20 protein-coding genes are annotated in these 23,692 nt (G+C 62.2%); 7 read left to right on the top strand and 13 right to left on the bottom strand.

Annotation, left to right across the window (positions count from 1 at the left end; genetic code table 11):
- Positions 1–75 precede the first annotated feature (75 nt).
- The 4 genes from AC3WJB_RS09725 to AC3WJB_RS09710 form a co-directional block, all read right to left on the bottom strand.
- Positions 76–2,268 (bottom strand): TonB-dependent receptor, encoded by a 2,193-nt coding sequence (locus tag AC3WJB_RS09725; RefSeq protein WP_492681025.1) that lies wholly within the window; start codon positions 2,266–2,268, stop codon positions 76–78.
- A 332-nt stretch (positions 2,269–2,600) separates the two neighbouring features.
- Positions 2,601–3,242, bottom strand: coding sequence for a response regulator (locus AC3WJB_RS09720; protein WP_492681023.1), 642 nt, complete (start codon positions 3,240–3,242; stop codon positions 2,601–2,603).
- 5 nt (positions 3,243–3,247) lie between these two features.
- The gene (locus AC3WJB_RS09715) at positions 3,248–4,588 is read right to left on the bottom strand and encodes a histidine kinase (RefSeq protein WP_492681021.1); all 1,341 of its coding nucleotides are present in this window, start codon (positions 4,586–4,588) and stop codon (positions 3,248–3,250) included.
- Positions 4,585–5,598, bottom strand: a complete 1,014-nt coding sequence (locus tag AC3WJB_RS09710) for an alpha/beta fold hydrolase (protein ID WP_492681019.1) — start codon at positions 5,596–5,598, stop codon at positions 4,585–4,587. The genes AC3WJB_RS09715 and AC3WJB_RS09710 overlap by 4 nt, the downstream gene beginning before the upstream one ends.
- Before the next feature lie 198 nt (positions 5,599–5,796).
- Between AC3WJB_RS09710 and pqqA the strand changes: the two genes are divergently transcribed.
- From pqqA to AC3WJB_RS09680, 6 genes are all read left to right on the top strand, one after another.
- Positions 5,797–5,871, top strand: coding sequence for a pyrroloquinoline quinone precursor peptide PqqA (gene pqqA, locus AC3WJB_RS09705; RefSeq protein WP_492683156.1), 75 nt, complete (start codon positions 5,797–5,799; stop codon positions 5,869–5,871).
- Positions 5,872–5,953: 82 nt separating this feature from the next.
- Positions 5,954–6,871 (top strand): pyrroloquinoline quinone biosynthesis protein PqqB, encoded by a 918-nt coding sequence (pqqB, locus tag AC3WJB_RS09700; protein WP_492681017.1) that lies wholly within the window; start codon positions 5,954–5,956, stop codon positions 6,869–6,871.
- Positions 6,868–7,572, top strand: a complete 705-nt coding sequence (pqqC, locus tag AC3WJB_RS09695; RefSeq protein WP_492681015.1) for a pyrroloquinoline-quinone synthase PqqC — start codon at positions 6,868–6,870, stop codon at positions 7,570–7,572. Before pqqB ends, pqqC begins: the two co-directional genes overlap by 4 nt.
- Entirely contained in the window at positions 7,569–7,874 is a 306-nt protein-coding gene (gene pqqD, locus AC3WJB_RS09690) for a pyrroloquinoline quinone biosynthesis peptide chaperone PqqD (protein ID WP_492681013.1), read from the top strand. The genes pqqC and pqqD overlap by 4 nt, the downstream gene beginning before the upstream one ends.
- Positions 7,871–9,022, top strand: a complete 1,152-nt coding sequence (gene pqqE, locus AC3WJB_RS09685) for a pyrroloquinoline quinone biosynthesis protein PqqE (protein WP_492681011.1) — start codon at positions 7,871–7,873, stop codon at positions 9,020–9,022. Before pqqD ends, pqqE begins: the two co-directional genes overlap by 4 nt.
- Positions 9,023–9,429: 407 nt before the next feature.
- Entirely contained in the window at positions 9,430–10,734 is a 1,305-nt protein-coding gene (locus AC3WJB_RS09680; RefSeq protein WP_492681009.1) for a DUF3422 family protein, read from the top strand.
- A gap of 36 nt (positions 10,735–10,770) precedes the next feature.
- On the opposite strand, the gene AC3WJB_RS09675 is transcribed toward AC3WJB_RS09680, so the two are convergent.
- From AC3WJB_RS09675 to AC3WJB_RS09640, 8 genes are all read right to left on the bottom strand, one after another.
- A complete protein-coding gene (locus AC3WJB_RS09675) occupies positions 10,771–11,661 on the bottom strand; it encodes a molybdopterin-binding protein (protein WP_492681007.1) in 891 nt (296 codons plus the stop codon).
- 75 nt (positions 11,662–11,736) lie between these two features.
- Positions 11,737–11,991, bottom strand: a complete 255-nt coding sequence (locus AC3WJB_RS09670; protein ID WP_492681005.1) for a ubiquitin family protein — start codon at positions 11,989–11,991, stop codon at positions 11,737–11,739.
- 98 nt (positions 11,992–12,089) lie between these two features.
- The gene (locus AC3WJB_RS09665) at positions 12,090–12,326 is read right to left on the bottom strand and encodes a DUF6494 family protein (RefSeq protein WP_492681003.1); all 237 of its coding nucleotides are present in this window, start codon (positions 12,324–12,326) and stop codon (positions 12,090–12,092) included.
- 67 nt (positions 12,327–12,393) lie between these two features.
- The gene (moaCB, locus tag AC3WJB_RS09660; protein WP_492681001.1) at positions 12,394–13,317 is read right to left on the bottom strand and encodes a bifunctional molybdenum cofactor biosynthesis protein MoaC/MoaB; all 924 of its coding nucleotides are present in this window, start codon (positions 13,315–13,317) and stop codon (positions 12,394–12,396) included.
- 100 nt (positions 13,318–13,417) lie between these two features.
- Positions 13,418–13,672, bottom strand: coding sequence for a hypothetical protein (locus AC3WJB_RS09655; RefSeq protein ID WP_492680999.1), 255 nt, complete (start codon positions 13,670–13,672; stop codon positions 13,418–13,420).
- Positions 13,673–14,449: 777 nt separating this feature from the next.
- Positions 14,450–16,591, bottom strand: a complete 2,142-nt coding sequence (gene fdhF, locus AC3WJB_RS09650; protein WP_492680997.1) for a formate dehydrogenase subunit alpha — start codon at positions 16,589–16,591, stop codon at positions 14,450–14,452.
- Positions 16,588–17,298 carry a 2Fe-2S iron-sulfur cluster-binding protein gene (locus AC3WJB_RS09645; protein ID WP_492680995.1) on the bottom strand — a complete coding sequence of 237 codons (711 nt, stop codon included), beginning with the start codon at positions 17,296–17,298 and terminating at the stop codon, positions 16,588–16,590. The genes fdhF and AC3WJB_RS09645 overlap by 4 nt, the downstream gene beginning before the upstream one ends.
- Positions 17,298–18,980 (bottom strand): NAD(P)H-dependent oxidoreductase subunit E, encoded by a 1,683-nt coding sequence (locus AC3WJB_RS09640; RefSeq protein ID WP_492680993.1) that lies wholly within the window; start codon positions 18,978–18,980, stop codon positions 17,298–17,300. Before AC3WJB_RS09640 ends, AC3WJB_RS09645 begins: the two co-directional genes overlap by 1 nt.
- Positions 18,981–19,310: 330 nt before the next feature.
- On the opposite strand from AC3WJB_RS09640, the gene AC3WJB_RS09635 reads away from it, so the two are divergent.
- Positions 19,311–21,296, top strand: a complete 1,986-nt coding sequence (locus AC3WJB_RS09635; protein WP_492680991.1) for a sigma-54-dependent Fis family transcriptional regulator — start codon at positions 19,311–19,313, stop codon at positions 21,294–21,296.
- A gap of 98 nt (positions 21,297–21,394) precedes the next feature.
- On the opposite strand, the gene AC3WJB_RS09630 is transcribed toward AC3WJB_RS09635, so the two are convergent.
- Positions 21,395–23,536, bottom strand: a complete 2,142-nt coding sequence (locus AC3WJB_RS09630) for a TonB-dependent receptor family protein (RefSeq protein ID WP_492680989.1) — start codon at positions 23,534–23,536, stop codon at positions 21,395–21,397.
- Positions 23,537–23,692: the final 156 nt, after the last annotated feature.

Below are 23,692 nucleotides of genomic sequence, written 5' to 3'. Positions count from 1 at the left end.
GACGTCCACAACCGACATGGCCGGACCCGCCATCGGCACCACGCCACGCTCCTGGGTGTGACTCCGGAACATCTCCTACATATCCAGTTCCACGCTGGCCAGGTATGTCCGCGGCGCCCCAAAATAAGCCGTGTTGGCCCCGGGACTACCAACAATGTTGCCGTCGGCAACCGACGAGTAGTAGTACTTGTCGGTGGCGTTGATCACTTGCAGGCGCAGCGTTACGAAATGCGATCCCCATCGAGTCGAATAGCGGCCGCCGATGTCCAGCGTCGCATACGACGGCGCGAAACTGGCGTTGGTGTTGGTCGCCGCGCGCCTACTTTCGCCATGCAGCGTGCCGGTCAACGCAAATCCATGAGCGAAATCCGGATGGTAGTCGATCGAAACATCGGTTTTGACCCGCGGCACACCGACCACCTGCTTGTCGTTGGTGGCGGCGACACCGGTGCCGACCAGCTTCGCATCGACATAGGTGATACCGCCAAGCACGCTCACCTGGGAGCTGATGGCACCCTGCGCGAACAGCTCGGCGCCCACGTTGCGCTGCGTGCCGACTACCCCGAAAACATTGGTCACGGCGTTCGTGATGGCCAGTGGACGGGTCATCCGGAACGCATCCAGAGTGACCAGGAGACCCTCGGAGACGGCGTATTTCGCGCCGACCTCATATTGCTTGTCGTGGTAAGGCGCCAGGAACTCATTGGCATTGGCCGTACGCGCGGGGCCTGCCTCGCCCTGCTCCACACTCTTCGACCAGGTGGCATAGGCAGTAAGCACCGGGGTCGGTGCATAGGTCAGGCTTACCGTGGGACTGACCACGCCGCTGTGCGAATCTGCGCTCTTGCTCGCGCCGGTTGCGGTAAAGCTGCGTGACTTGAGCCAGGACGTGTTGAACACGCCCTGTACCGCCCATTGCTCGTTGAGATGCAGTGTGTCGCCGACGATGATCGACTGCTCGACCAGCTTGCCCGCCCGGTATTGGCCGCCGTTGTAGGGGATCGGTGGCGCCTGAAAAATTACCGCTTGCGGGAGGCTGGCTTTGCCCAGTGGGGTCGCGATCGAGTTGCGATAGGTGTATTGCGCGTTGTTGTAGCCGTTTGTACCCACCGAGAAATCGTTGCGCAGGCCGAACGTGTCGAAGTGGCCGTTCAATTGCGCAAGATTGCTGGCGATGGTGTAGTGGGGTATCGCGGTGAAGTTCTTGGTGACTTTGTAGTTGCCGTCGTTGTCGACAAACGTGTTGGTGATCCCGAATAGGTTGCGTATCGCGTTCTGATACAGGCCGCCGATCTGAAAGTCCCAGCCATTGCCGAAATCGTGCTTGATCTTGACCAGGCCGGTATTGGTCATCAGGTCGGTGCCCGCACCTGGCTGACCCAATACACCTCTCCTGGTCGGATCGATCGCTTTGGGCAGGATCGTGCTGGCGCCACTGTCATAGACAATGCTGCCGGGGAGGCCGTAGATTCTGGTGCGGTAGTGGCTGACGTCGACCTCGAGCACCGTGTCCGGGCTGAGGTGATAGTCGAACGCGCCACTGATCAGGTTGCGATTGCTGTTGCTGCCGTCGACGTAGCTTTCGCCCTCGCCGTGCACGAGATTGATCCGGTAGCCGAGCAGGTGGGTCTCGCCAAGGGTGCCGCCGGCGTCCACCTGGCTGGTGAAGATGGAGTTCGAATCGAAACTCTCGATCAGGCGCAGCAGCGGCTCCGCCGTCGGCCGCTTCAGCAGGTAGTTGAATACGCCGGCCGGCGTTTCCGGCCCGTACAATGAGCCCGCCATGCCGTTCAGCACCTGGATACCGGCTAGATTCCCGGCCGGTATCGCCGTGGTGCCGATCACGCTGAGGCCATCCAGGCGGGTGTTCTGCACGACCGTGCCCTGGAAGCCGCGCGACTGCGGACGCGACACCTCGAGGCCCTGCTGGTCGCGGATCTGCACCGAGGGCAGGCTGCGCAGCACGTCGTTGACGGTCTTCGCCTGCTGGTTGACGATCAGGTCCTCAGGCACGATGGTCACCGACCACGGCGTGTCCTTGATCGCGCGCATACCCAATGGACCCAGGTTGGCGTTATCAGTGTGGTATTGCGCCGCCGTCGCGTAGCCAGCAGTCGTCCCATTCACGCGTACCGTACCCAGCGTCTTCACCAGGGGCTTGCTGTCTCGGGCCACGCCAGTAACATCCCGGACCTGCGCAGCCTTCACTCCCAGCGACATGCCCAATAGTGCGCTGGCCACACAAAACGACAAACGTGTCTTCTTCACGTCCTGGCCTCCCCAAATGAATTTCGGCAGGTGGCGCCTAATGCCCCAAGGTATCCCGGCATTTTCACCGCTCGGCTCGCGGGGGCTTCCAGCGCCGGTAATACGGTGGTCACTACGTGGCCAAGAGCAGCAAGACGTCGCGCAACCACACGACAGCGGAGCAGAATAATACGTATGCGCCGACAAAGCAGGCGCGGTGAACGAACCGCACAGGTCGCCCGCTTGGTTCCCTGCGCTGTTTACACCCCGGCTTCGCTCTGTACTGCCCGTGGTTGGACGCATGCAAACGCAGACTGTCCAAACCAGTTCGCCTGAACCCGTCCCTTGCCATTTCAAGTTTCGATCAAGCCATGGCGGACCGCAATCAAGGTGAGCTCGGCCTGGTTCCCCACCCCGAGTTTTTGCTTGATGTTGTAGAGATGGGTGCCGACGGTATTGGGTGACAGGTTCATGACCTCAGCGATACGCTGTACCGAGTGACCGTGGGCGAGTTGCAGGAAGACCGAGAACTCGCGCTCCGACAGCGTCTCGACCCCGCCCGGAACGCCCCCCAGGCCCTGCATCGCCAGCTTGCGCGCGATCTCGGCATCAAGATAACTGTGGCCGGCCGCGACCATGCGCACCGCCTCGATCAGCTCTTCAGGCGCTGTGCGTTTGGACAAGTACCCTAGGGCGCCAGCCTTGAGCACGCGTTTTGGGTGCGCGGTGTCCTCATGCGCCGACAGCACCAGTACGCGCGCAGTCTTGTCCCTGGCCAGCAGATGGCGCACCGCTTCGATGCCGCCTATCCCTGGCATCGACAGATCCATGATCACGACGTCCGGCTGGATTTCGGCATAGCGCAGGTACGCGGCTTCGCCGCTATCAGCCTCGGCGACCACCTCGATGTCGGGGTTTGCCGTCAGCAGCATCCTGAAACCGACCCGCACAACCGCGTGATCGTCGACCAGCATGACGCGGATTCTCGCGCGCATGATGCCTACTCCAATGGCAGGGTTGCATACATGCGCACGCCACCGGTTGCGATGTTTTCGAGCGCCACGTTGCCACCCAGCGCACGAGCGCGCTCGCGCATGCCGCGTACGCCATAGCAACCAGGGCGTTGCCAGTCCGGCGCGAGGCCGCGGCCGTCGTCACGCACTTCGATATGCAAGGCGTGCGCGTCGCTGCCAAGCTCGATCTCGATGCGTCGTGCCTGCGCATGGCGCAGTACGTTGGTGACCGCCTCCTGCACGATGCGGTACGCGACCAGCGCGTAGCTCTCACCCAAGCTGGGTGTCAGGGTGTCCAGCTTCAGCTCGAACTCGACCCGCGGCTGCTCGCGCCGCCAGGCGTCGATGCGATCCTCGATCGCCTCGCCCAACTCCAGGTTGTCGAGCGCCGGCGGCCGCAGGCGCGGGATCAGGTCGTGCATCGCGGCATACAGTTTGCTGGCAGTGTCGACGATCAACTGCGCCGCTTCGCGCGCTTCGTCATCGCAACCCGTGGTGCGCCGGGTCAGTGACAGCGCTATGCTCTTGATCGCGGTGATGCTCTGCCCGGTTTCGTCATGCAACTCCCGCGCTATCTGGCGGCGCTCGTCCTCGATGCGATCCTGTACCACGGCTGCGAGGTCGCGGCTCTGCTCGAGGCGCAGCTTCGCCTCGGCTACCTCGCGACGTGCGTCCAGACTGTCCCCGACCACCTGGGCCGTGCGGTTGAATGCCTGCGCGATGGCGCGGGCTTCGGCGCTTTTGAACTCGGGCAGGCGCGTACGGTATATGCCGCCCTGCATGTCTTCGAGACCATGGACGATCTCCCGCAGCGGCTGGGTCGTGCGCCTGACCAGCCAGAATACGAGCAAGTTGCCCAATACCATCACGATCAAGCCGAGCTGCAGCAGATGGACCGTGTCGTCCCAACCATCCAGCACCGCGCGCGATGGATTCGCCTTGATATCGAGCACGCTGCCGGCGAGTGGCAGCTGGTAATGCGTTGGGGCCGGCGCAACCAGCGCGGAGTACCACCTGGGTGCGTTGAGCCCCACCTTGTAGGGCGAAGGTGGCGATTGGTACACCACGCGGCCGTTCGAATCGCGCAAGGTGATATCGGTCGAACGCACATGGCCAAGTTGTTTCAGCGACTGCCGTACAACCGTCTCGCTGGCATCCGCGTACGTATCCACGAAATAAGTGAGCAGCTGGGCCGCAACCTTGTTTGCGGAGTCGGTATCTTCGCGTACCCTGGCGCGCGTGTCCGTGAGCTGAAACGTGAGCACGACCACGGTAAACACCACCATCAAGGCGGCAACCAGCAGGTTGAGCTGGATGCGCATGCTCATGCCGTCGTGTCCACGTCAGTCGCCCAGCGCGAGAAGTCGTGAGTCCCCGCAAAAGCGTCGGTCGCGCTGCGCAACAGCCGTGACGTCGCCGGATGTGACGGGTCGTGCCCGGCCTGCGCAGCCCAGGCCAGGCGGCTACCAGCGCAGGTACGCTGCACGCGCCAGGCGTTGCACGGTCGGCAAATCCAGTCCTGCGTGCCGTGCACGAGCGCGAGCGGAATACCGCGCAATTCGCCCGCAGCGCGAAGCACCGCAGCTTCGCCGAGGAAACACCGTCGTGCGAGATAATGTGCCTGCACGCGATACCTGGCGATCAATCGTTGCGCCTGCTCGGCATCCGGCGTAGCCAGCAGCGTACGCGTAGGGTGCTGCTGTCCGTCGACCCCCTGCTCGTACGCCTGCCATGCCAGCGCAACGCGCAGCGCGCGCTCGTAGTCGGCATCCACGTTGGCGAAACAGCGGTCCAGCCAAGTTACGACGCTGCCGCGCCAGCGCCGTGGAACCACCGCCATGAAATCCGCGTTGAGCTGCGGCACCAATGCCGCGATGCCGTGGAAGAACCATTCGAGATCGGTGCGACCCGTGAGGAACGTTCCGCGGAGCAGTACGCCGTCAACACGTTCGCGGTGGCGCGCCGCATAGGCCAGAGCGAGCGCCGCGCCCCACGAGCCACCGATGACGAGCCAGCGCTCGATGCGCAGATGCCGACGCAAGGCCTCGATATCCTCCACCAGCGCACCCGCATGGTTGTGCGCGGTTTCCCCAAGCGGCGTGCTGAGGCCGCAGCCGCGCTGGTCGAACTGGATGCTGCGGTAACGCGTCGCATCGAGGAACTCGCGCTGTCGCGGCGTACTCGACGAGCCCGGGCCGCCGTGCAGCAGCAGCGCCGGGATGCCGTCGGCTGCACCGTGTTGCTCGTAATGGATGGAGTGGCCGTTACCGACCTCGAGCCAGCCGCCAGCCGGCGCCGGGATCGGAACGGGTGGAACCATCGAGATGCCCGCGGACATGTTTCGATCCTACTGCATCCTCGTGATGGGGCGAACGGAATCGCCAAATCATGAAAATCGCTAGCCACCGATCACCGTTGGCGCGATGCACCCGACACTGCGCAAGCGCAGATTCAGGTACGCACGGAGAGTTTCTACGCCACATGACTAGGATCCGCGATTTCCGTGCCCGCGGGTCCGCAACCGAGGAACGACCACATGAAATGGGAAACTCCGAAGGCGATGGACTGCCGCTTTGGCTTCGAAATCACGATGTACGTCGCGCGGCGCTGAAGCTGGTTGATGCAGACAACGTGAGGCCGGACGTGCAAGCGTCCGGCTCACGTTTGCACACTCGACCATGGCGACCCCACGCATGCGTGTCCACGTCCTCGGTTCCGCCGCCGGCGGCGGCTTCCCGCAGTGGAACTGCAACTGCCGCCTGTGCCACGGCGTCCGTAGCGGCACGCTCAAGGCACAGCCGCGCACGCAATCGTCGATCGCGCTGAGCGGGGATGAGACCAACTGGCTGCTGTGCAACGCATCGCCAGACGTTCTTGCGCAGTTGCGGGCATTCCCCGCGCTGCAGCCTGCGCGTGCAATTCGCGACACCGCGATTCGCGCGGTGTTGCTCATCGATGCGCAGGTGGACCACACCACGGGGCTGTACATGTTGCGCGAGCATCGCCAACCGCTGGAGATCTGGTGTACCGAGCCGGTGCACGAGGATCTCGAGCGCGGCAACCCGCTGTTTCGCGTGCTCGGCCACTACTGCGGGATCAACTGGCATCGCGTGCCGATCGATGGCAGCGCATTCGCGGTCGATGGTGTCCCCGGCCTGCGTTTCACCGCGTTGCCGCTCACCAGCAACGCACCGCCGTATTCGCCGCATCGCGATCATCCCGTACCCGGCGACAACGTGGGCGTGCTGGTCGAGGACAGCGCGAGCGGCAAGCGCCTGTTTTACGCGCCCGGGCTCGGCGAGGTGGACGCGCCCGCGACCGCAGCGATGCAGCGTGCGGATTGCGTCATGGTCGATGGCACCTGTTGGCACGACGACGAAATGATCGCGCTCGGGCTGTCCAGGAAGCGTGCGCGCGACATGGGTCACCGCGCGCTGGACGGCGAGGCCGGCATGCTCGCGCTACTCGCCGGGCTGCCCGCGGCGACGCGCCGGATCCTGATTCACATCAACAACACCAACCCGGTCCTCGACGAGGACAGCCGCGAGCATGCGCAGGTGCTCGCGGCCGGGGTCGAACTGGCATACGACGGCATGGATTTTCAGCTGTGAACACGAAGGCCTGGAACCGCGAAGAATTCGAGGCGAAGCTGCGCGAAAGAGGCGCTGCCTATCACATCCATCACCCATTCAACCGGCTGCTCAACGAGGGCCGGGCCACTCCCGAGCAGATCCGCGGCTGGGTCGCGAACCGCTACTACTACCAGATCTCGATCCCGGTGAAAGACGCCGCGGTCCTGTCCAACTGTCCCGATCGCGCGGTGCGCCGGCAGTGGGTGCAGCGCATCCTCGACCACGATGGCCACGGCGACGATCCCGGCGGCATCGAGGCCTGGACCCAACTCGGGCTGGCGACCGGGCTCGCGCGCGAGGAAATCGAGGATCTGCGTCACGTCGCTCCCGGCGTGCGCTTCGCCGTCGATGCCTATGTGAACTTCGCGCGCCGTGCGCCATGGCAGGAGGCGGTCTGCTCGGCGCTGACAGAACTGTTCGCGCCGCAGATCCACAAGGAACGGCTCGCGAACTGGCCTCAACACTATCCATGGATCGAAAGCCAGGGCCTCAAATATTTCCGCAACCGCGTTTCGCAGGCGCGCCGAGATGTCGAGCAGGCGCTTGAGATCACGCTGACTTATTTCGTCACGCCAGTGCAGCAGCAACACGCACTGGATATCTTGCAATTCAAACTCGACGTCCTGTGGGCGATGAACGACGCGATGGCGCTGAAGTACGGAATGGAGCTGGCAGCATGAATGTCGTCACGGTAGCGCCCAACGGAACCACCGGCTTTGCACCCGACAGCATCCCCCGCGTAGGCCGCGGTTTTCGCCTGCAATGGGAGCCGGTGCAGAAATCACATGTGCTGCTGTATCCGGAAGGCATGGTCAAACTCAACCACACCGCCGGCGAGATTCTCGCGCGCTGCGACGGCATAAAGCCTGTTGTGGCAATCGTCGCCGAACTCGAAAAACTCTTCGATCAAACCGGACTGGATGCGGACGTGATCGCGTTCCTCGATCTGGCCTGCACACAACGCTGGGTGGAACGCACATGAACGCACAAGTACAACCCGCTGCACCTGAAACCACGATCGGCCCGCCGTTCTGGCTGCTGGCCGAACTTACCTATGAATGCCCGCTGCATTGCCCGTTCTGCTACAACCCGGTCGACTTCGCGAAACAGAAGACCGAACTCGCGACCGAGGACTGGCTGCGCGTCCTGCGCGAGGCGCGCGCGATCGGCTCAGTGCAGTGCGGCTTCTCCGGCGGTGAGCCGCTGCAACGCAAGGACCTGGAGGTCCTTGTCGCCGAGGCGCACCGGCTCGGTTACTACACCAACCTGCTGACCTCCGGCATTGGCCTCAACGAGCGGCGCATCGCCGCACTCAAGCAAGCCGGACTCGATCACATCCAACTCTCGTTCCAGGACTCGACGCGCGAGGTCAACGACTTCCTGTCCTCGACGCGCACCTTCGACTTGAAACGCGAGGCCGCCAGACTGATCAAGAAATATGACTTCGAGATGGTGATGAACTGCGTGATCCACCGCATGAACATCGACCACGTTGACGAAATCATCCGGTTCGCGGTTGAGATCGATGCCGACTATCTGGAACTCGCCAACGCGCAGTACTACTCGTGGGCGCACATCAATATCGAGCGGCTGATGCCGACGCGCGAGCAGCTCGTGCGCGCAGAGGCGACTACCAACCGCTGGCGCGAAAAGCTCGGCAACAAGATGCGATTGTTCTTCATCGTGCCGGACTACTACGAGAAGCGCCCCAAAAAGTGCATGAACGGCTGGGGCAACGTGTTCCTGACCATCGCACCCGATGGGGTTGCGCTGCCGTGCCACACCGCGCGCATGTTGCCGGGGCCCGCCTTCCCAAACGTAACTGAAATGGGCGTACGCGAAATCTGGTATGACTCCGAGGGTTTCAACCGCTATCGCGGTACCAGTTGGATGAAGGAACCCTGCCGCAGTTGCGCGGAACGCTTCAACGATCTCGGCGGTTGCCGCTGCCAGGCGTACATGCTGACCGGTGACCCAACGAATGCCGACCCGGTTTGCGACAAGTCACCCCATCACGGCGCCGTACTGGCGGTCGTTGCCACGGCGCAACTTCCGCAAGATCCGAAAAAGCTGAAGGCGCTTGTATTCCGCGGCAGCAAGGAGTCGGCGAGCGCGGAAAAGCTGTTCTGAGAGGGGCCCAGGATTCTCCGGTAATCGTCGCCAGCTCGATCCTGTCGTCTGACCCGCAGTCGTGGGTTCCAGTGTATGCATGTCGCAGATCCCGTCTGTCGCGCCCGCACCTGTTGCGTCTGCGCCGAGTCTGCTGGCGAGCCCGGCGTCGGGATCGGCAACAGGTCAAAGACGAGCGAGCAGCGCCACAGCACGCACGACTCTGACGGACCTTAGCGTCGACCACACTCCGGGCCGGAGCCGCACGCGGCCTGGCCTGGGCAAACTCGATCCTCTCTGCTTTCCCTACCCGCTCCTCCCCCCTCAACGGCGGTTTCACCGCAGCTGCCTCGCAAGCATTGACCTCGGCAGCAAATTGGCGGCGAAATGGCAACCGTCTGACGGCAACCACTGGGGCAAAGCCGATGATGCAACCGATCCAAGATATTGCACCGCCGCCCTGGAATCGGCAGGCGCTCAATGACGAGCTCTTCCGGCGCGCGCCCGTACCGGTGGGCACGCACGCGCTCGTGACCCACAGTGCCGTGTTGCAGGATGCGGCGCAAATGCGGGATGCCACCGAATACCTGCGCAACATCCTGCGCAATCACAGCCACTATGAAGAAACCGGCGATCGCGACTACAAGATCGTGCGCATCGACGACGCGGTGCAGGTGAAACACGAACGCCATACGGAATTCACCGACTACACGCAGGTGGCCGCGGCCAGCGGGCAAACTCCATTCGCACAGGATGCAGGCATCGTCTCCGCCGACTGGATGAATGCCCTGCCCGGTCTGCGGATCGCGGCCAGCAAGCTGCACAGCCTGCCGCAGGATGACGGACAAGGCGTGGCACGCGCCGTGGCTGCATTGTCTGCCCAGACCTCGTCCAGCATGGTGGCCGATGGCCAGGCCCGCATCTGGGCAGACTGCCGGATCCGTGACGATGGCCATACCCGGATCCTGGTGGTGGACAACGGCATGACGGCCGATCGCCGGGCGCGACTGGTGCAACGACTGCTGGAAATCGAGGACTATCGCATGTTGGCGATGCTCGGCTTCGTGCCGGCCAGGTCGATCATGACATCGTTGCAGGGTATGGAATTGCAGCTGCAAAACTTGATGACGCAAGTTGCCGACAGCCATGGCGACAGCGACCAGGGCAAAGGCGAGAAGGTTCTCCACCAGCTCCTCGGCCTGGCCGTGCAGGTGCAGCAGCACTCGACCGATCACAAGTTTCGCTTCGATGCTTCGCGCGCTTATTTCGCACTGGTCAACAAGCGCTTGGAGGAATTGCGCGAAGAGCGAATCCAGGGCCACCAGCGGCTGGGCTATTTTCTCGATCGCCGCCTGGGACCGGCCATGCGGACCATGGAGGCCGTGCGTGGTCGACTGGAAACGCTGTCGGATCACATCGACCGGGCCGCTTCCCTGATCCGCACCAGGGTCGATCTGGGTTTGCAACGCAAAAGCAGCCATCTGCTGCGCTCGATGAACCGGCGCTCCGCGCAACAATTGCGCCTGCAGCAAACCGTCGAAGGCTTGTCGCTGGTGGCCATCAGCTATTACAGCCTCGGCATCGTCATGCATCTGGCCAGGGCAGCGGTGGATCTCGGATTATCCGTGAACCCGGAAATGGTGACCGGCTTGGCCGCGCTCCCGATCATCGGTGGCGTGTACTGGATCATTCACAGGATCAGCAAGCGGGTGAGCAAGCATCCTGACACCTGATGGGTCATCCAGTGAGGCCATGACCAGCCGCCAGGCTCAGGGGAGGAACGGCTCCACCGTGACCCACTCCCCTTGCTCGACCGGACCGCGGTCGAGGCCGAGCACGATAAAGCAGTTGGCCTGGTTTACCGAGCGGAGGATGCCCGAGCCTTGACGGCCCGTACTTTCCACACTCGGGTCGGTGCCTTCGCGGCAGGTCAGGATGCCTCGTTGGAATTCCATCCGCCCCGGTTTCTTGTGCAACCTGGATGCGGCGCGTGCGCTGAACCTGAGCGGTGGCGCATAGGGTGCACCAGAGATGACGGCGAGCGCGGGCCGCACCACCTGGAGAAAGGTCACCATGACGGATACCGGATTGCCCGGAAGTCCGAAAAACTCAGCGCCATGCAACTTGCCAAAAACCAGTGGGCGCCCTGGTTTCATGGCCACGTTCCAGAACGAAACCTGCCTCAGCTCGGCCAGGATGTCGGTCACATAATCCGCTTCCCCCACGGACGCGCCGCCACTGGTCACAACGACGTCAGCGCGCTCGGCGGCCATGGCAAATGCCTCACGCAGCGCCGCGGGGTCGTCGCGCACCACGCCCAGGTCGATGCTCTCGACCCCGGCCTCGCCCAGCATCGCGTGCAGCGTATAGCGATTGCTGTCGTGGATCTGTCCGTGCTCCAGCAACTCGCCGACGCCGCGCAACTCATCGCCCGTAGAGAAATAGGCGACTTTGACCCTGCGTCTCACCCGAACCTGCGAAACCCCGATCGAGGCCAGCAAGCCCAAGTCCGCGGCGCGCAATTTCCGCCCAGCCGCGAGCACCGCGCTCCCTGCCTTGATGTCCTCGCCAGCAAGTCGGACATGCTCGCCCTGCCGACAGCAAGGTCGCGCTGCCCTGGACCAGGCGATGCGCCTCTTCAGGCGCGACTTGCGGAACATGCTTGATCAGCTCAGCCAGACGCTGTTCCCGGCCCGACATGGACTCTCAACCTCCAGCTATTGACGGCAGGATCGTCACCACATCTCCGCTGCGCAGATTCGTGCGTTGGCCATCCAGCGCACGAATGCTGGCTTGCCCACGTACCCGTTGACGAAGGGTCGCAGTTGGCCGTCGCGCGCGCAGATGTGGTTGACCAGAGCGCCATACCCGGACGACGCCGCACCCGCGAGCAACTCATCTACGGACGACGCCGCGATGCGCAACTCCCGATTGCCTCCGGCAAACTGACGCAGAGCTTCAGGTATGCGTACTGTCACTTCTGCGCTCATACTGACATCACCGCTGCGCCCTGACGACCGACCCACTCCAACACTGACGCGGATTGCCCGCGGTCGCCAACGAGTCCAGCTTGGGTGGCGGCAGGCTCCTAGCCCCTCACTTCATCTTGCGACGGGTCTGCGGCGAAACGGATCTCGCCCTTGGTTTCATTGATGGTGCCAAATGTCTCCAATTCCACCGTCGCGTGGGCCGAGAGCTTTTCGACGTCTTTCAGGCGCCCCGAAGCCATGGCCTCACGGACGCGCTTCTCGATTTCCTGCTGGGAGGTCACACCGACGATCTTCAGGAACTTGCGTATGCTGCGGTTGAATGCCTCTTCGTCCATAGCTCATCTCCAGGTTGCACGCCGGGCGGAATGCCAGGCGGTCCACTCACCAAATGCAATCACTCACCTACGTCCGATGGCCGTGCTCGTGCTTCTCGCCACGGATGATCCCGAGCGCGTGGATGATCCCAGGCAGCAGCGCATCCAGGTATTCCTCCACGCCATGGACGCTACCCGGTATGGTAATGACCAGGGTGTCCGCAATCGTTCCAGCAATCGCCCTTGACAACATCGCAAACGGTGTCCGGCGCTGCCCGAAGGCGCGTGCGGTTTCCGCCACGCCCGGTAGTTTCCGCTCCAGTATGCCTTCAATGGCATCCACGGTCGTGTCGCGCGGCGAGATCCCGGTCCCGCCGACCGTCAACACTAGATCGGCGTTCTTGCACTGCTCGCGCATGACGCGCTGCAGCTGGGCCGGCTCATCCGGCAACAGGATGGGCCCGGTGACATCAAATCCGGCAGCAACCAGACGCTCGCACGCACGTGCACCGGAGACGTCCTGGTTTGTCCCGGCAGAGACCGAATCCGACAGCAGCACCACGGTCGCCCTGCGTGGCCGCGTCAGACGGCGGAGATATTGCGATTTGCCGCCGGTCTTCTCGATCAGTTTCACCTCTCCAATCACGATGCTGGTACCTGCGTGCGGCTTGAGCATGTCGTACAACGTGATCGCGGCCACGCTGGCCGCAGTGATCGCCTCCATCTCGGCGCCGGTGGCGGCGATGGCCTGCACATGGGCGATGACGGTAACCTTGGTTGCCGCGAATTCGTAGTCAATGGTCACCACCGACATCGCAATCTGGTGACAGAGCGGTATCAGTTCCCAGGTGCGTTTGGCCGCCATCGTGCCGGCAAACCGCGCTGCCTCAAGCGCATCGCCTTTTTCGGTCAGGCGCTTTTCGAGCAGCTCAATGTATTCCGGCGCAGATTCCAGTACGGCCTGGGCAGTTGCACTACGCAACGTCTCCGGCTTCGAGGTGATGTCTTTCATTCAGGCTGCATCCCTTGACGTAACTATGGATACCATTCCAATCGCTCGGCATGAGCGTTCCGCACCCAGGGTCCAGCCACAGGGTGTCTGTCCCATGGGCTCAACCGCCGATCTGCCACATTTCCGGTCGCTTGGACAACATATGACAACGGGTGATCCGCGTAATCTCCTCAAACGTCAGCAATTGCATCGACGGCATGAATTTGTATGACGCGCCGAACACTTCTTTCGGCATCCAATAGCGACAGCGCAGGTTGCAGCGATCGGTGACCGAGATCCTGAGATCATGCAGAACCCTCCCGTAGCGGTCAGCAACGGCGCCGTGCCGATCGGCCGATGCTTGTGACAGTTGCATAGGAACCGTCCTGCCCATTTGGTACACCTCGGATATTCGACCTTGGCATTGCAGACGATGAGCTCAAGCTGACGAGCTCAGAAACATGTTCGATGCGCTGTTGCAGCTGAAATAGGCGTGTGGCGACGAATGCTTGCCTGGCCATTCACCAAACTTCGGACCACGCCAGCCGACCGCATTTTTTTGCGTACAGCCAAGAGTGTACGCGGCAGTGCCGAGCGCGGCGAAGTCAAGCGGCGCGGTAGGCCGCCATCAATTGCCTACGCGCAAGGCGACCATGGCGATCAAGGCTATGTTGTCCGGCCTGTTCGGTATCCCCCTGGCGTGGCTGGCATCGCAGTGCTGTTCGCATGCGTCGGTGGGGCTGCTGGGTGACCCGCTGCTAGAGATGTTCGGCATCAGATTCCGGCGCTCACCCCCCCTGGCATCGTCGTGGCGATGCTTTTCGTCAGCGCCCTCTCTGGCGCGGCGCGCATCGCCTTCGACGGCGTCGACCGACGCCTGGAAAAGGTGGCCCGCAGTCTGGGCACGGCCCCGTGGAGCGCGCTGTGTCGCATGGTCTTGGCCATGAGCTGGCGCGGCCTGCAGGGCAAAGGTTGGACCCAGTCTATCGGGAGATTTCAACGTGATGTGTCGGCAGCGCCGGACCCACTCGAATTGATGGGTCGGGCCCGGAACCATGCGGCGCCTCCACGCTGCACGCAGTTGGTGGCGGGGACTCTATTCAGCGTCTTGCACACGGCCACCACATGTCGCCCACTCGATTTCCCGGCCCGTTTACACCACGGCTTCACTCGGCAAGACTGCCTGCGTCGCGAACCCCGTCCGCGTTGCTGGAACTCCGCCCGCTTTCACGCGCACGCCACAGTACTTGAGACTCGGAATTTTCGCCTCCGGATCCAGCGTCGGGTTGGTCAGCAGATTAGCCGCCGCCTCGTAAAAGCAGAACGCCATGAACACCTGCCCCCTGGCGACCTTCGAGTCGGCGCGTGCGTAGGCTACGATCGTGTTGCGGCGGGTTTCCAGCGTGATTGGGTCCCCCGGTGCAATGCCGGCTTCCTGCAAGTCCTGCGGGTTCAGGTGGCATACGGGATCCGGTTCAATGGCATCGAGCACCCTGGAGCGCCGGGTCATGGTGCCGGTGTGCCAATGCTCCAGCTGACGACCTGTCAGTAGCACAAACGGATACTCGGCATCCGGACGTTCATCCGGCTCGACGATCTCACAGGGCACGAACAGCCCTTTTCCACGCGGGAAATCGTTGACGAAGGTTACGGCCTCGCCGGGATCACCTTCATGCAGGCACGGCCAGACGACGGAGCCCTCACGCTCCAGCCGTTCCCAGGTGATTCCGGCCATATTGGCCGACGCCTTGCGGATCTCCCCAAACACATCGGCGGGCCCGGCGTAATGCCAATCCAGTCCGATGCGATGGGCAAGTTCCTGGATGATCCACAGATCCTGCCGCGCTTCCCCCGGTGGATCCAATGCCTGGCGCCCAAGCTGTACCCAGCGGTCCGTATTGGTGAAGGTGCCGGTCTTCTCGTAATACATGCTGGAGGGCAAAACGACATCGGCGTTGTAAGCCGTCTCGGTCAGGAAAATGTCCTGCACGACCAGATGCTCCAGGTGTGCAAGCCCCATGCGCGCGTGGTACGCATTGGCATCTGACATGGCTGGGTTCTCGCCCATGATGTACATGCCCTGGACGTGTTCGGCAAGGATCTCGTCCATCATCTCCATCGAGGTCAAGCCCTTCTTCGGATCCAGCTTGCAACCCCAGAGCTGCTCAAACCGTTGGCGCTGCTCAGGGTCCTCTACGCTCTTGTAATCCGGGAAGCGGCTAGGCATCAATCCCATATCGGAGGCGCCCTGCACGTTGTTCTGGCCGCGAATCGGATGCAGGCCGGCGCCAGGACGCCCAACCTGACCGGTCAGCAATGCCAGCGTGATGATGCAACGGACGTTGTCCGAGCCGTGCTGGCTCTGGGAGGAACCCATGCCCCAGATGATCATCGACGCCCTGGACTTGGCGTAAGTCCGTGCCGCCTTCTTCAGATCCTCCGCCGGTATGCCACAAATCGGGGCCATCGCCTCCGGACTGTAAGCCTGAATGTGGCGTTTCAACTCCTCAAAGCCTTCGGTGCGATCGCGGATGAACGCATCGTTGGTCAGGCCCTCATCAATGATGGTGTAGATCATCGCGTTGAGAAGAGACACATCGGCGTCGGGCGCAAACTGCAGATGCATGAAGGCGCGCCGTGAAAGGGCCTGCAGACGCGGATCGACAATGATCAGCTTCGCGCCATTTTGATCGATCGCATTCTTTATCCAGGTCGCGGCGACCGGATGATTGATGGCCGGGTTGGCGCCAATGAGCAAGACCGTTTCAGCCTTCATGACATCACGCACCGGCAGCGATACCGCGCCAGAACCCAGACATTGCATCAACGCCACCACCGACCCGGCGTGGCACAACCGCGTACAGTGGTCGATGTTGTTGCTGCCGAAGCCTGTACGCACGAGCTTCTGCACCAGATACGCTTCCTCGTTGCTGCCTTTGGCACAGCCCAGGGCGACCAGTGACTTCGGGCCATGCTGGTCGCGAATGCGCTTGAGACCTCCCCCGGCAAAGTCCAACGCTTCGTCCCAGCTGGCCTCGCGGAATGCCTCCAGGGGATTTGCCGGATCCAACACCAGATCGGCTGATTTGGGTACGTCATGTCGTCGGATCAGTGGTTTGGTCAGCCGATTCGGATGTCTGTAAAAGTCGAAGCCGTAGCGCCCCTTGACGCATAGGCGGCCTTCATTGGCAGGGCCATTCGCACCATTGACCGCAATGATGTGGTTGTCCCGAACGTCCAGCTTGACCCGACAACCGACACCGCAGTACGGGCAGACCGTAGTGACTTGTTTCATCTTTCCACCTCCGATTCCTGCCCCTGCCACGCCCACTGCTGACGCGGATCGACATTGGTAATCGACAACGCACCGGTCGGGCATGCGGCCACACACTCGCCACAACCGACGCAGGTACTTTCGCCCATGGGGTCATCCATGTCGAACATGATGTGGGAGTCACCGCCACGCAGCGCATAACCAATCACGTCGTTGCCTTGCACTTCGCGGCACGCACGCACGCACAACGTGCACTGGATGCACGCTCCCAGATTTACGGCAATCGCCGCGTGCGAAAGATCCGGCTTCGGCTCCTCGCGCCGGCTGAACCGGGGCTTGCCTACCTCAAGCTGTCGCGCCCAAAAGTCCAGACGCGAATCTGCCACATAGGATTCATCCGGCATGTCGGCCTCCAACAGCTCCAACACCATCTTCTGGGCGTGGACGGCGCGCTCATTGCGGGTGTTCACTTTCATGCCTTCGCTTGGCTTGCGCCAGCACGACGGCTGCAGCTGGCGTTCGCCTTCGATTTCACACATGCAGACGCGACAGTTGCCGTCCGGACGCAAACCCACTTGATCCGGCTTGAAACATAAGTGCGGGATCACGACGCCATGCCGGCGTGCCGCCGCCCAGATGGTTTCTTCCTCGTATGCACCAATCGGCTGTCCATCGAGCGTGAAGTGGACAGTCTCGGCGCCTGGCACATCTTGCGGTTGGGCCGCCATCACATCACCTCATTCGGAAAGTACTTGAGCACGCAGTTCATGGTGTTCGGTGCCGCCTGACCCAGACCGCAAATCGATGCATCCACCATGACCCGCGACAAGTCCGTCATCAGTGCCGCGTCCCAGTGTTCGGCGCCCATCAACTCCGTCGCCTTGACCGTGCCCACGCGGCAGGGGGTGCATTGGCCACAGGATTCGTGCGAGAAGAAGCGCATGGCGTTGCGCGCCAGGTCGCGCGCCTTGTCATGTTGTGAAAACACGATGATCGCGGCCGACCCGATGAAGCACCCGTAGGGCTGAAGCGTATCGAAGTCCAGCGGCACATCCGCCTTCGAGGCTGGCAGCAGGCCGCCGGACGCGCCGCCTGGAAAATAGCCGTACAACTCGTGGCCATCCTGCATGCCGCCACAGTACTCGTCGATCAATTCGTGTAACGTTATGCCGGCTGGTGCCATGTATACGCCGGGCTTCTTGACCCGCCCGCTCACCGAAAATGTGCGCGCCCCCTTGCGACCGTGACGCCCCTGCGAGGCGAACCACGCACCGCCCTTCTCCAGAATGTCGCGCACCCAATGCATGGTTTCCATGTTGTGCTCAAGCGTCGCCAACCCAAACAGCCCGTTTCGCGCAACATAGGGAGGGCGCAAGCGCGGCATGGCCCGCTTGCCCTCGATGGACTCGATCATCGCTGACTCTTCGCCTGCGATATAGGCACCTGCACCACGGCGCAGGTAAATGGCCGGCAATGCCGCAGGTGGGTCAGCCTGCAACGCAGCAATCTCGCGCTCCAGCATCAGGCGGCACGCCGGATACTCGTCGCGCACGTACAGGTAAACCTCATGGCTCTCAATCGCCCACGCAGCGATCAACGTGCCTTCAAGAAAGCGGTGCGGGTCGCGTTCGAGGAAATAGCGATCCTTGAACGTACCTGGCTCGCCTTCGTCGATATTGATCGCGACCACGCGCAGACCAGGCTCCTTGCCAACAAGGCGCCACTTGCGCCCGGCCGGGAATCCGGCACCGCCCAGCCCGCGCAGGCTGGAATCTTCCATCGCCTTGATCACCGACTCGCGGGTGCGCGTGCCGTTCACGCACTCAAGCCACGTCGCGTAGCCCCCATTCCGGCGATACGCGGCATAGTTCACTGGGGTCAGGGACTCCGGAAGCACCTCGTGTGCCGCCACGGCCGCGGCCACACGCTCGGCAGTGGCTGCCAGAACCGGTTTCTGGCCACAGATCGCGACCGGCGCCTCTGCGCAGCGCCCGACGCAGGGCACGCGCTGAACACGCACGCTGGACCCCAGCGTGCCCTCCAGCGATTCAATAAGGCTGTCCGCACCGCACATCGCGCAGGTCACCGAGTCGCAGACACGTACCGTAATCGCGGGCGGTTCCGTGGCAGGGTCCCTGACAATATCGAAATGGTGGTAAAACGACGCGACCTCGTACACCTCGGTCAGCGCCAGCCGCAACTCGTCGGCCAGCGCGGTCAGATGCTCGACACGCAGGCAACCATAGCGGTCGTTGATGCGATGCAAGCCTTCGAGCAGCATATCGCGCCGGCGTGGCATCCCGCCTAGTACCTCCTGCACCGCCGCCAGCGAAACTGGATCCACCTGTCGGCCCTTGGGCTGCGCGCGTCTACGTTTGCGACGACGCATGGATACCTCTGGTGTGTTCACGGCCCCCACTCCTCGCGACCTACGGCAGTGCGTAGCGTGCGCATGCGCAATACATGAATCGGCACTGCACCACCAATCTTGTTTTCATATACCGTTATACGAAAACTTGCAACGCCGAGCGGCTCGAAGTTTCTTCAACTCCGATTCTCACAGGGCGTCGCGCCAAGTACGGTAACGAAGTACTAACGCGGAGGCCCCGATGCTTGGTTGGGACGTGCCTGCTCAACACGAACTGAGAAGGCCGCCGCATATTTGCATGTGGATACAACGCGGCGCACACTTGGTGTTGATGGGGTGTCCCAAGCCAGCTGATGTATGGGGAGGGCCGTGATGCCAGACATATCAGGCGATACGCCGCACGCAACGCAGGTGATGCGGATGGTGCGAACCGGCCTTGATGCTGCTGGTATCACCCCGGAAATTGGCCGGTCGTGGAATCGATGCGTCAACGAGTTCGGCATCTACCCGCACAGCCGCCGCGATACCGCTGTGCTGACGGCGAGTCAATTGCGCGAGAGCCAGCAGCGGCTCGGTAACGTGTTCGGCGTCGCACACTGTGAGATAGAAAACCTCTACGAACTCATCGCCGGTACCGGCTATGCGGTAGTTCTATCCGACGCAAGCGGGGCGATCCTCGACGCCATTGCCGATCCGACTTTGAAGCGCGAATTCCGGCAGTCCGGGCTATGGCTTGGAGCATTGTGGGACGAGCGCCACGAAGGCACCAACGGCGTCGGGACTTGCCTCGCAGAATGTAGCCCGACGACTGTGCACCGCGAAGAACACTTCCGCGATTGCCACATACGTCTTTCCTGCTCCGGCGCGCCCGTGTTGGATGCATATGGCGCGTTGCTCGGAGTACTGGACGTCTCCTCGCTCAACAGTTCCGACACTCGCGAGATCCAGCGGCATACCATGGCGCTGGTCAACATGTCGGCCAGCCTGATCTCGCGCTACCAGTTTCTCGCCGAATTCCCCGAAGCGTGGATTCTGCGTTTTCACAGTCGCCCCGAATTCGTGGGGCTGCTGCATGAGGCGTTGGTCGCCGTCGATGGCGGTGGTCAGGTGCTGGCAGTGAACGAGAATGTGTTATGTCAACTGGGGCTGAACGCGCGTGCACGGGTGGTGGGGCACTCCATCGGCGAAGTCTTCCGCTTCACGGCGGGCACGCTCCGCCAACGCGGCATGCGCGACGCCGCGACGATCTGGCCGATCCGCGATGTGGCGCGCGGGCGGCGTTACTTTGCGCTCGTGCAGCCGCCATGTGCACCGCACTCGGCCGCGCCAGCGAAGAAACCCGCCGTGCACACCAATGCGCGCGCCACTGCAGCGTCGGACACCCAGGTCGATGCAGATGATTCACAGATGCGCCGCAACCTGGCCAGCGGCCACCAGTTATTCGCCAAGCAGGTGCCGATCTTGCTGTTTGGCGCAACCGGCACCGGCAAGGATGTATTTGCGCACGCACTGCACACCGCTAGTCTGTGGTCGGATCGTGCCTTCGTCGCCGTCAACTGTGCGGCCATCCCCGAGAACCTGATCGAGAGCGAGCTGTTTGGCTACCGCCCCGGCGCATTTACCGGTGCCACGCGCGAAGGCCGAGTCGGCAGGATCCTGCAATCAAGTGGCGGCACCCTCTTCCTGGATGAAATCGGCGACATGCCGCTCTTGCTGCAGGCGCGATTGCTGCGCGCACTTGAGGCACGCGAAATCTTGCCGGTGGGAAGCGATGAACCCGTCGCAGTCGACTTGCACATCATCAGCGCGACGCACCACGACCTGCGTCAGATGGTTGCCCGGCGCGAGTTCCGCGAGGATTTGTATTACCGCATTGCCGGGATCACTCTGGAGCTTCCACTGCTCCACGACCGCCAGGACAAGCGGCAGTTGATACATTCGATTCTGCGCGAGGAATGTGGGGAAGGTGAGCTGGTCGACATTGCCGAAGATGCCTTCGAGCGACTGCTGGCCTACCGCTGGCCGGGAAATATTCGTCAGCTACGCAACGTGTTGCGCACTGCGGCCGCGCTGTGCAACAACTCTGTCATCCGCCTTTCCAACCTGCCACAAGAGATAGTGGATCCTGAAGAGCCCGCCGCTTCGGCAGCTGCAGCCGGCATCACCGCTGCGATTCCCGAAGACCCACCCATCGCAGCCGGAGCGGCGCTGCAGACTGCCGAGCGTGTTGCGCTGCTCCAGGCGCTTGCGCAACAAGGTGGCAACATAACCCATACCGCCCGTGCTCTCGGCGTGAGTCGCAACACCCTGTATCGCAAGATGCGCAAACGCAGCATTGACGTGCGGCGTGAGCACTGACACTCCGCGCATCAAACACGTTCCCACGGCGCGCGCCACAAGGCCGGCGGTCACGCAAACGACTCCCACCGGCAACCACACACTGCCTGGCGGGCAGATCAAAACGCGTAACTGGCGCTCAAACCGAGCAAGAAATTGCGACCCGGTTCGGGCTGAAAGTACCGGCCGTTACTGGAATTAACTATAACGGCGCCAATGTAATGGCGATCGAAAAGGTTGTTGACGCCTGCAAACTCGCTGAATTGCCAACTACCGGCGTTCTGTTTGAACTCCAGGCGATAATTCGCCACGACATAGCTGTCTGCAAAGTCCGTGTTTTCGTTGTTGACATAAACGCGATCGCGCCACTGCGCGCTTAGCGAGGTCGTAAAACCGAGCGGACGATACTGCCAATCGAGTTCGCCGTATAGCATTTGCCGCGGCACGCCAGGCATGCGGTCACCATCGAGTACCCCGCCGTCGAAATGCGCTTGCAGATAACTGTAGGCCAGGTAGGTGCTGAAGCCTCCAGAGAACGCTTGCTGCACGTTCAGTTCCAGGCCATGCCGCTTCGTGCTCCCGGCGTTAACAAAACTGTCGCGACCTTCGTTGGATACGCCAACGACAATATCGTTCGTGGTCGCTATGTTAAACAGGGCCAACTCGAATGTTGTCGAGTTCCAGCCTCCTTTGAGCCCCGCCTCATAGTCGCGGCTCTTGCTTGGCTGCAAATCCAGATTGAAGCCAGCCTTGCCATCCGGCCGATAGGCGAATTCGGAGAGCGTCGGGGTTTCGAAACCCTGGCCATAATTCGCGTATAGATTCAGATTCGGATTGATCTTGTAAAGCACGCCTACGACTGGGTTGGTGCTCGAAAAATTCTGCTTGCCGCTATCGTCGGGATCTTCGGCTGTCACGTAGTGGTCGTCACTTCCGAACTTGACGCGCGAATGACGCAAGCCGGCAACGATGCTCCAGCGACCGGGTTTCCATTCGGCCTGGACGTATTCCCCCGCCTGGCTGGAGACGTCATTCTCGTTGCGACGCAGGTCGCCCTCCACGCCCATAGCATTGACCCAACCCTCGCGCAGCTCGTGCAGGTGGTCGTACTCGACACCTGCAATCAAGTCGAGCGGTGTCGAGGCGAGCGAAAAGCTGTGGGTCCAGCGCGCATCACCACCCTTGGACCGGTTTTTGAGGTCGACGACCGCGCCGCCGCCATTCGGAGAACCGCCGGGAAACGGCAGGAACTGGACTACGCGTCGGGTGCCGGCGTAGCCTGTGACGTGCAGGTGGTCGTCTTCGCCGAACTGCTGCTCGTATACGGCTCCGAGTTGACGATCACGGTGGCTTTCGCCCGAGCCGAACTTGAAAACGCCCGGCACCGCGAAGCGCGGATCTTCCCGTGCCTGTTCCTTGGTCAGGCCCGAAGGGTCCTCCGCGTACGGTTGGTTCTCGCCGTTGAAGAGCATCGTCAGCGAAGAATCCTTGCTGATGTCGTAACGGAATTTCGCGCGCAGATTGTTGCGTTCGGCTGCGCTGTGCTCGCGGTAGCCGTCGGTACGAAAATGCGTGCCATCCACCACGTAGTTGAAGTTACCCGAAGTGCCGCCAGCGTCAAGCCGTTGGATACGGGTGCCATAGCTTCCGAACAGCGTGGAAGCCCCGAACGTTGGCTGCGCTGGCCCGTCCTTGGTGAAAACCTGGATTACACCACCTGCGGCATTGCCGTACAGTGCCGAAAACGGCCCGCGCAACACTTCGATGCGCTGGGCGGTGGCGAGATCGAAGATATCGGTCTGCCCTTGCCCATCGGGTCCGGATACCGGGATGCCGTCCACCAAAAGGCGGATGCCGCGTACGCCAAAGGAGGCGCGCGAACCGAAGCCGCGAATGGAAATCTGCGAATCCTGCGCGTAGCTCTGGCGATTCTGCGCAACGACACCAGGTATCCGCGCGAGCGACTGCGAAAGACTGAATGCCGGCGCGCCGTCGACGATGTCATCTTGCGCGACCGCCCCAACGGCAGCAGGCACGTCAAAGTTGGCTTGCGGTATGCGGGTCGCGGTCACCACAATCGTAGGCAGTGTTGCCTGCTCAGTATCATCCGGTTCAGCCTGTTGCGCGTGAACAACAGGCAGGACGAGGAGAGCAAGCGCCAGCGCCGCCGGGAGATCGCGCCACGCGTAGGCTTGCGCAACACAATTCCTGTTCGTGCCAAAGACGGTCTGGTCGCCGCGGTTTTCAAAGTGCCCGATCATCGACATCACTCCTCAAGACAAAAATCACCGCGCAGAATGAAAAGTAGCCACACCTTGCACGTGAGGTATCGAGCGTTGCCATAGCGCGCTCACCATCGTCGGCTTAAACGAATCGGCGTATCAAACAAATACGCTGCGGGTTACGCGATAAAAGAT

Source organism: Rhodanobacter sp. FW510-R10 (assembly GCF_058781105.1).
The sequence above is the reverse complement of the archived record's forward strand: the minus strand, read 5'-3'. Positions and strand labels throughout refer to the sequence as shown.

Bases quoted from the DNA above. Each gene is read 5' to 3' on its own strand.
- AC3WJB_RS09665 (WP_492681003.1), bottom strand. From the start codon at position 12,326: ATGGACGAAGAGGCATTCAACCGCAGCATACGCAAGTTCCTGAAGATC.
- AC3WJB_RS09655 (WP_492680999.1), bottom strand. From the start codon at position 13,672: ATGCAACTGTCACAAGCATCGGCCGATCGGCACGGCGCCGTTGCTGAC.
- AC3WJB_RS09715 (WP_492681021.1), bottom strand. From the start codon at position 4,588: ATGAGCATGCGCATCCAGCTCAACCTGCTGGTTGCCGCCTTGATGGTG.
- fdhF (WP_492680997.1), bottom strand. From the start codon at position 16,591: ATGAAACAAGTCACTACGGTCTGCCCGTACTGCGGTGTCGGTTGTCGG.
- AC3WJB_RS09635 (WP_492680991.1), top strand. From the start codon at position 19,311: ATGCCAGACATATCAGGCGATACGCCGCACGCAACGCAGGTGATGCGG.
- AC3WJB_RS09630 (WP_492680989.1), bottom strand. From the start codon at position 23,536: ATGATCGGGCACTTTGAAAACCGCGGCGACCAGACCGTCTTTGGCACG.
- pqqE (WP_492681011.1), top strand. From the start codon at position 7,871: ATGAACGCACAAGTACAACCCGCTGCACCTGAAACCACGATCGGCCCG.
- AC3WJB_RS09670 (WP_492681005.1), bottom strand. From the start codon at position 11,991: ATGAGCGCAGAAGTGACAGTACGCATACCTGAAGCTCTGCGTCAGTTT.
- pqqD (WP_492681013.1), top strand. From the start codon at position 7,569: ATGAATGTCGTCACGGTAGCGCCCAACGGAACCACCGGCTTTGCACCC.
- AC3WJB_RS09680 (WP_492681009.1), top strand. From the start codon at position 9,430: ATGCAACCGATCCAAGATATTGCACCGCCGCCCTGGAATCGGCAGGCG.
- AC3WJB_RS09720 (WP_492681023.1), bottom strand. From the start codon at position 3,242: ATGCGCGCGAGAATCCGCGTCATGCTGGTCGACGATCACGCGGTTGTG.
- AC3WJB_RS09645 (WP_492680995.1), bottom strand. From the start codon at position 17,298: ATGGCGGCCCAACCGCAAGATGTGCCAGGCGCCGAGACTGTCCACTTC.
- AC3WJB_RS09710 (WP_492681019.1), bottom strand. From the start codon at position 5,598: ATGTCCGCGGGCATCTCGATGGTTCCACCCGTTCCGATCCCGGCGCCG.
- AC3WJB_RS09675 (WP_492681007.1), bottom strand. From the start codon at position 11,661: ATGTTCCGCAAGTCGCGCCTGAAGAGGCGCATCGCCTGGTCCAGGGCA.
- moaCB (WP_492681001.1), bottom strand. From the start codon at position 13,317: ATGAAAGACATCACCTCGAAGCCGGAGACGTTGCGTAGTGCAACTGCC.
- pqqB (WP_492681017.1), top strand. From the start codon at position 5,954: ATGCGTGTCCACGTCCTCGGTTCCGCCGCCGGCGGCGGCTTCCCGCAG.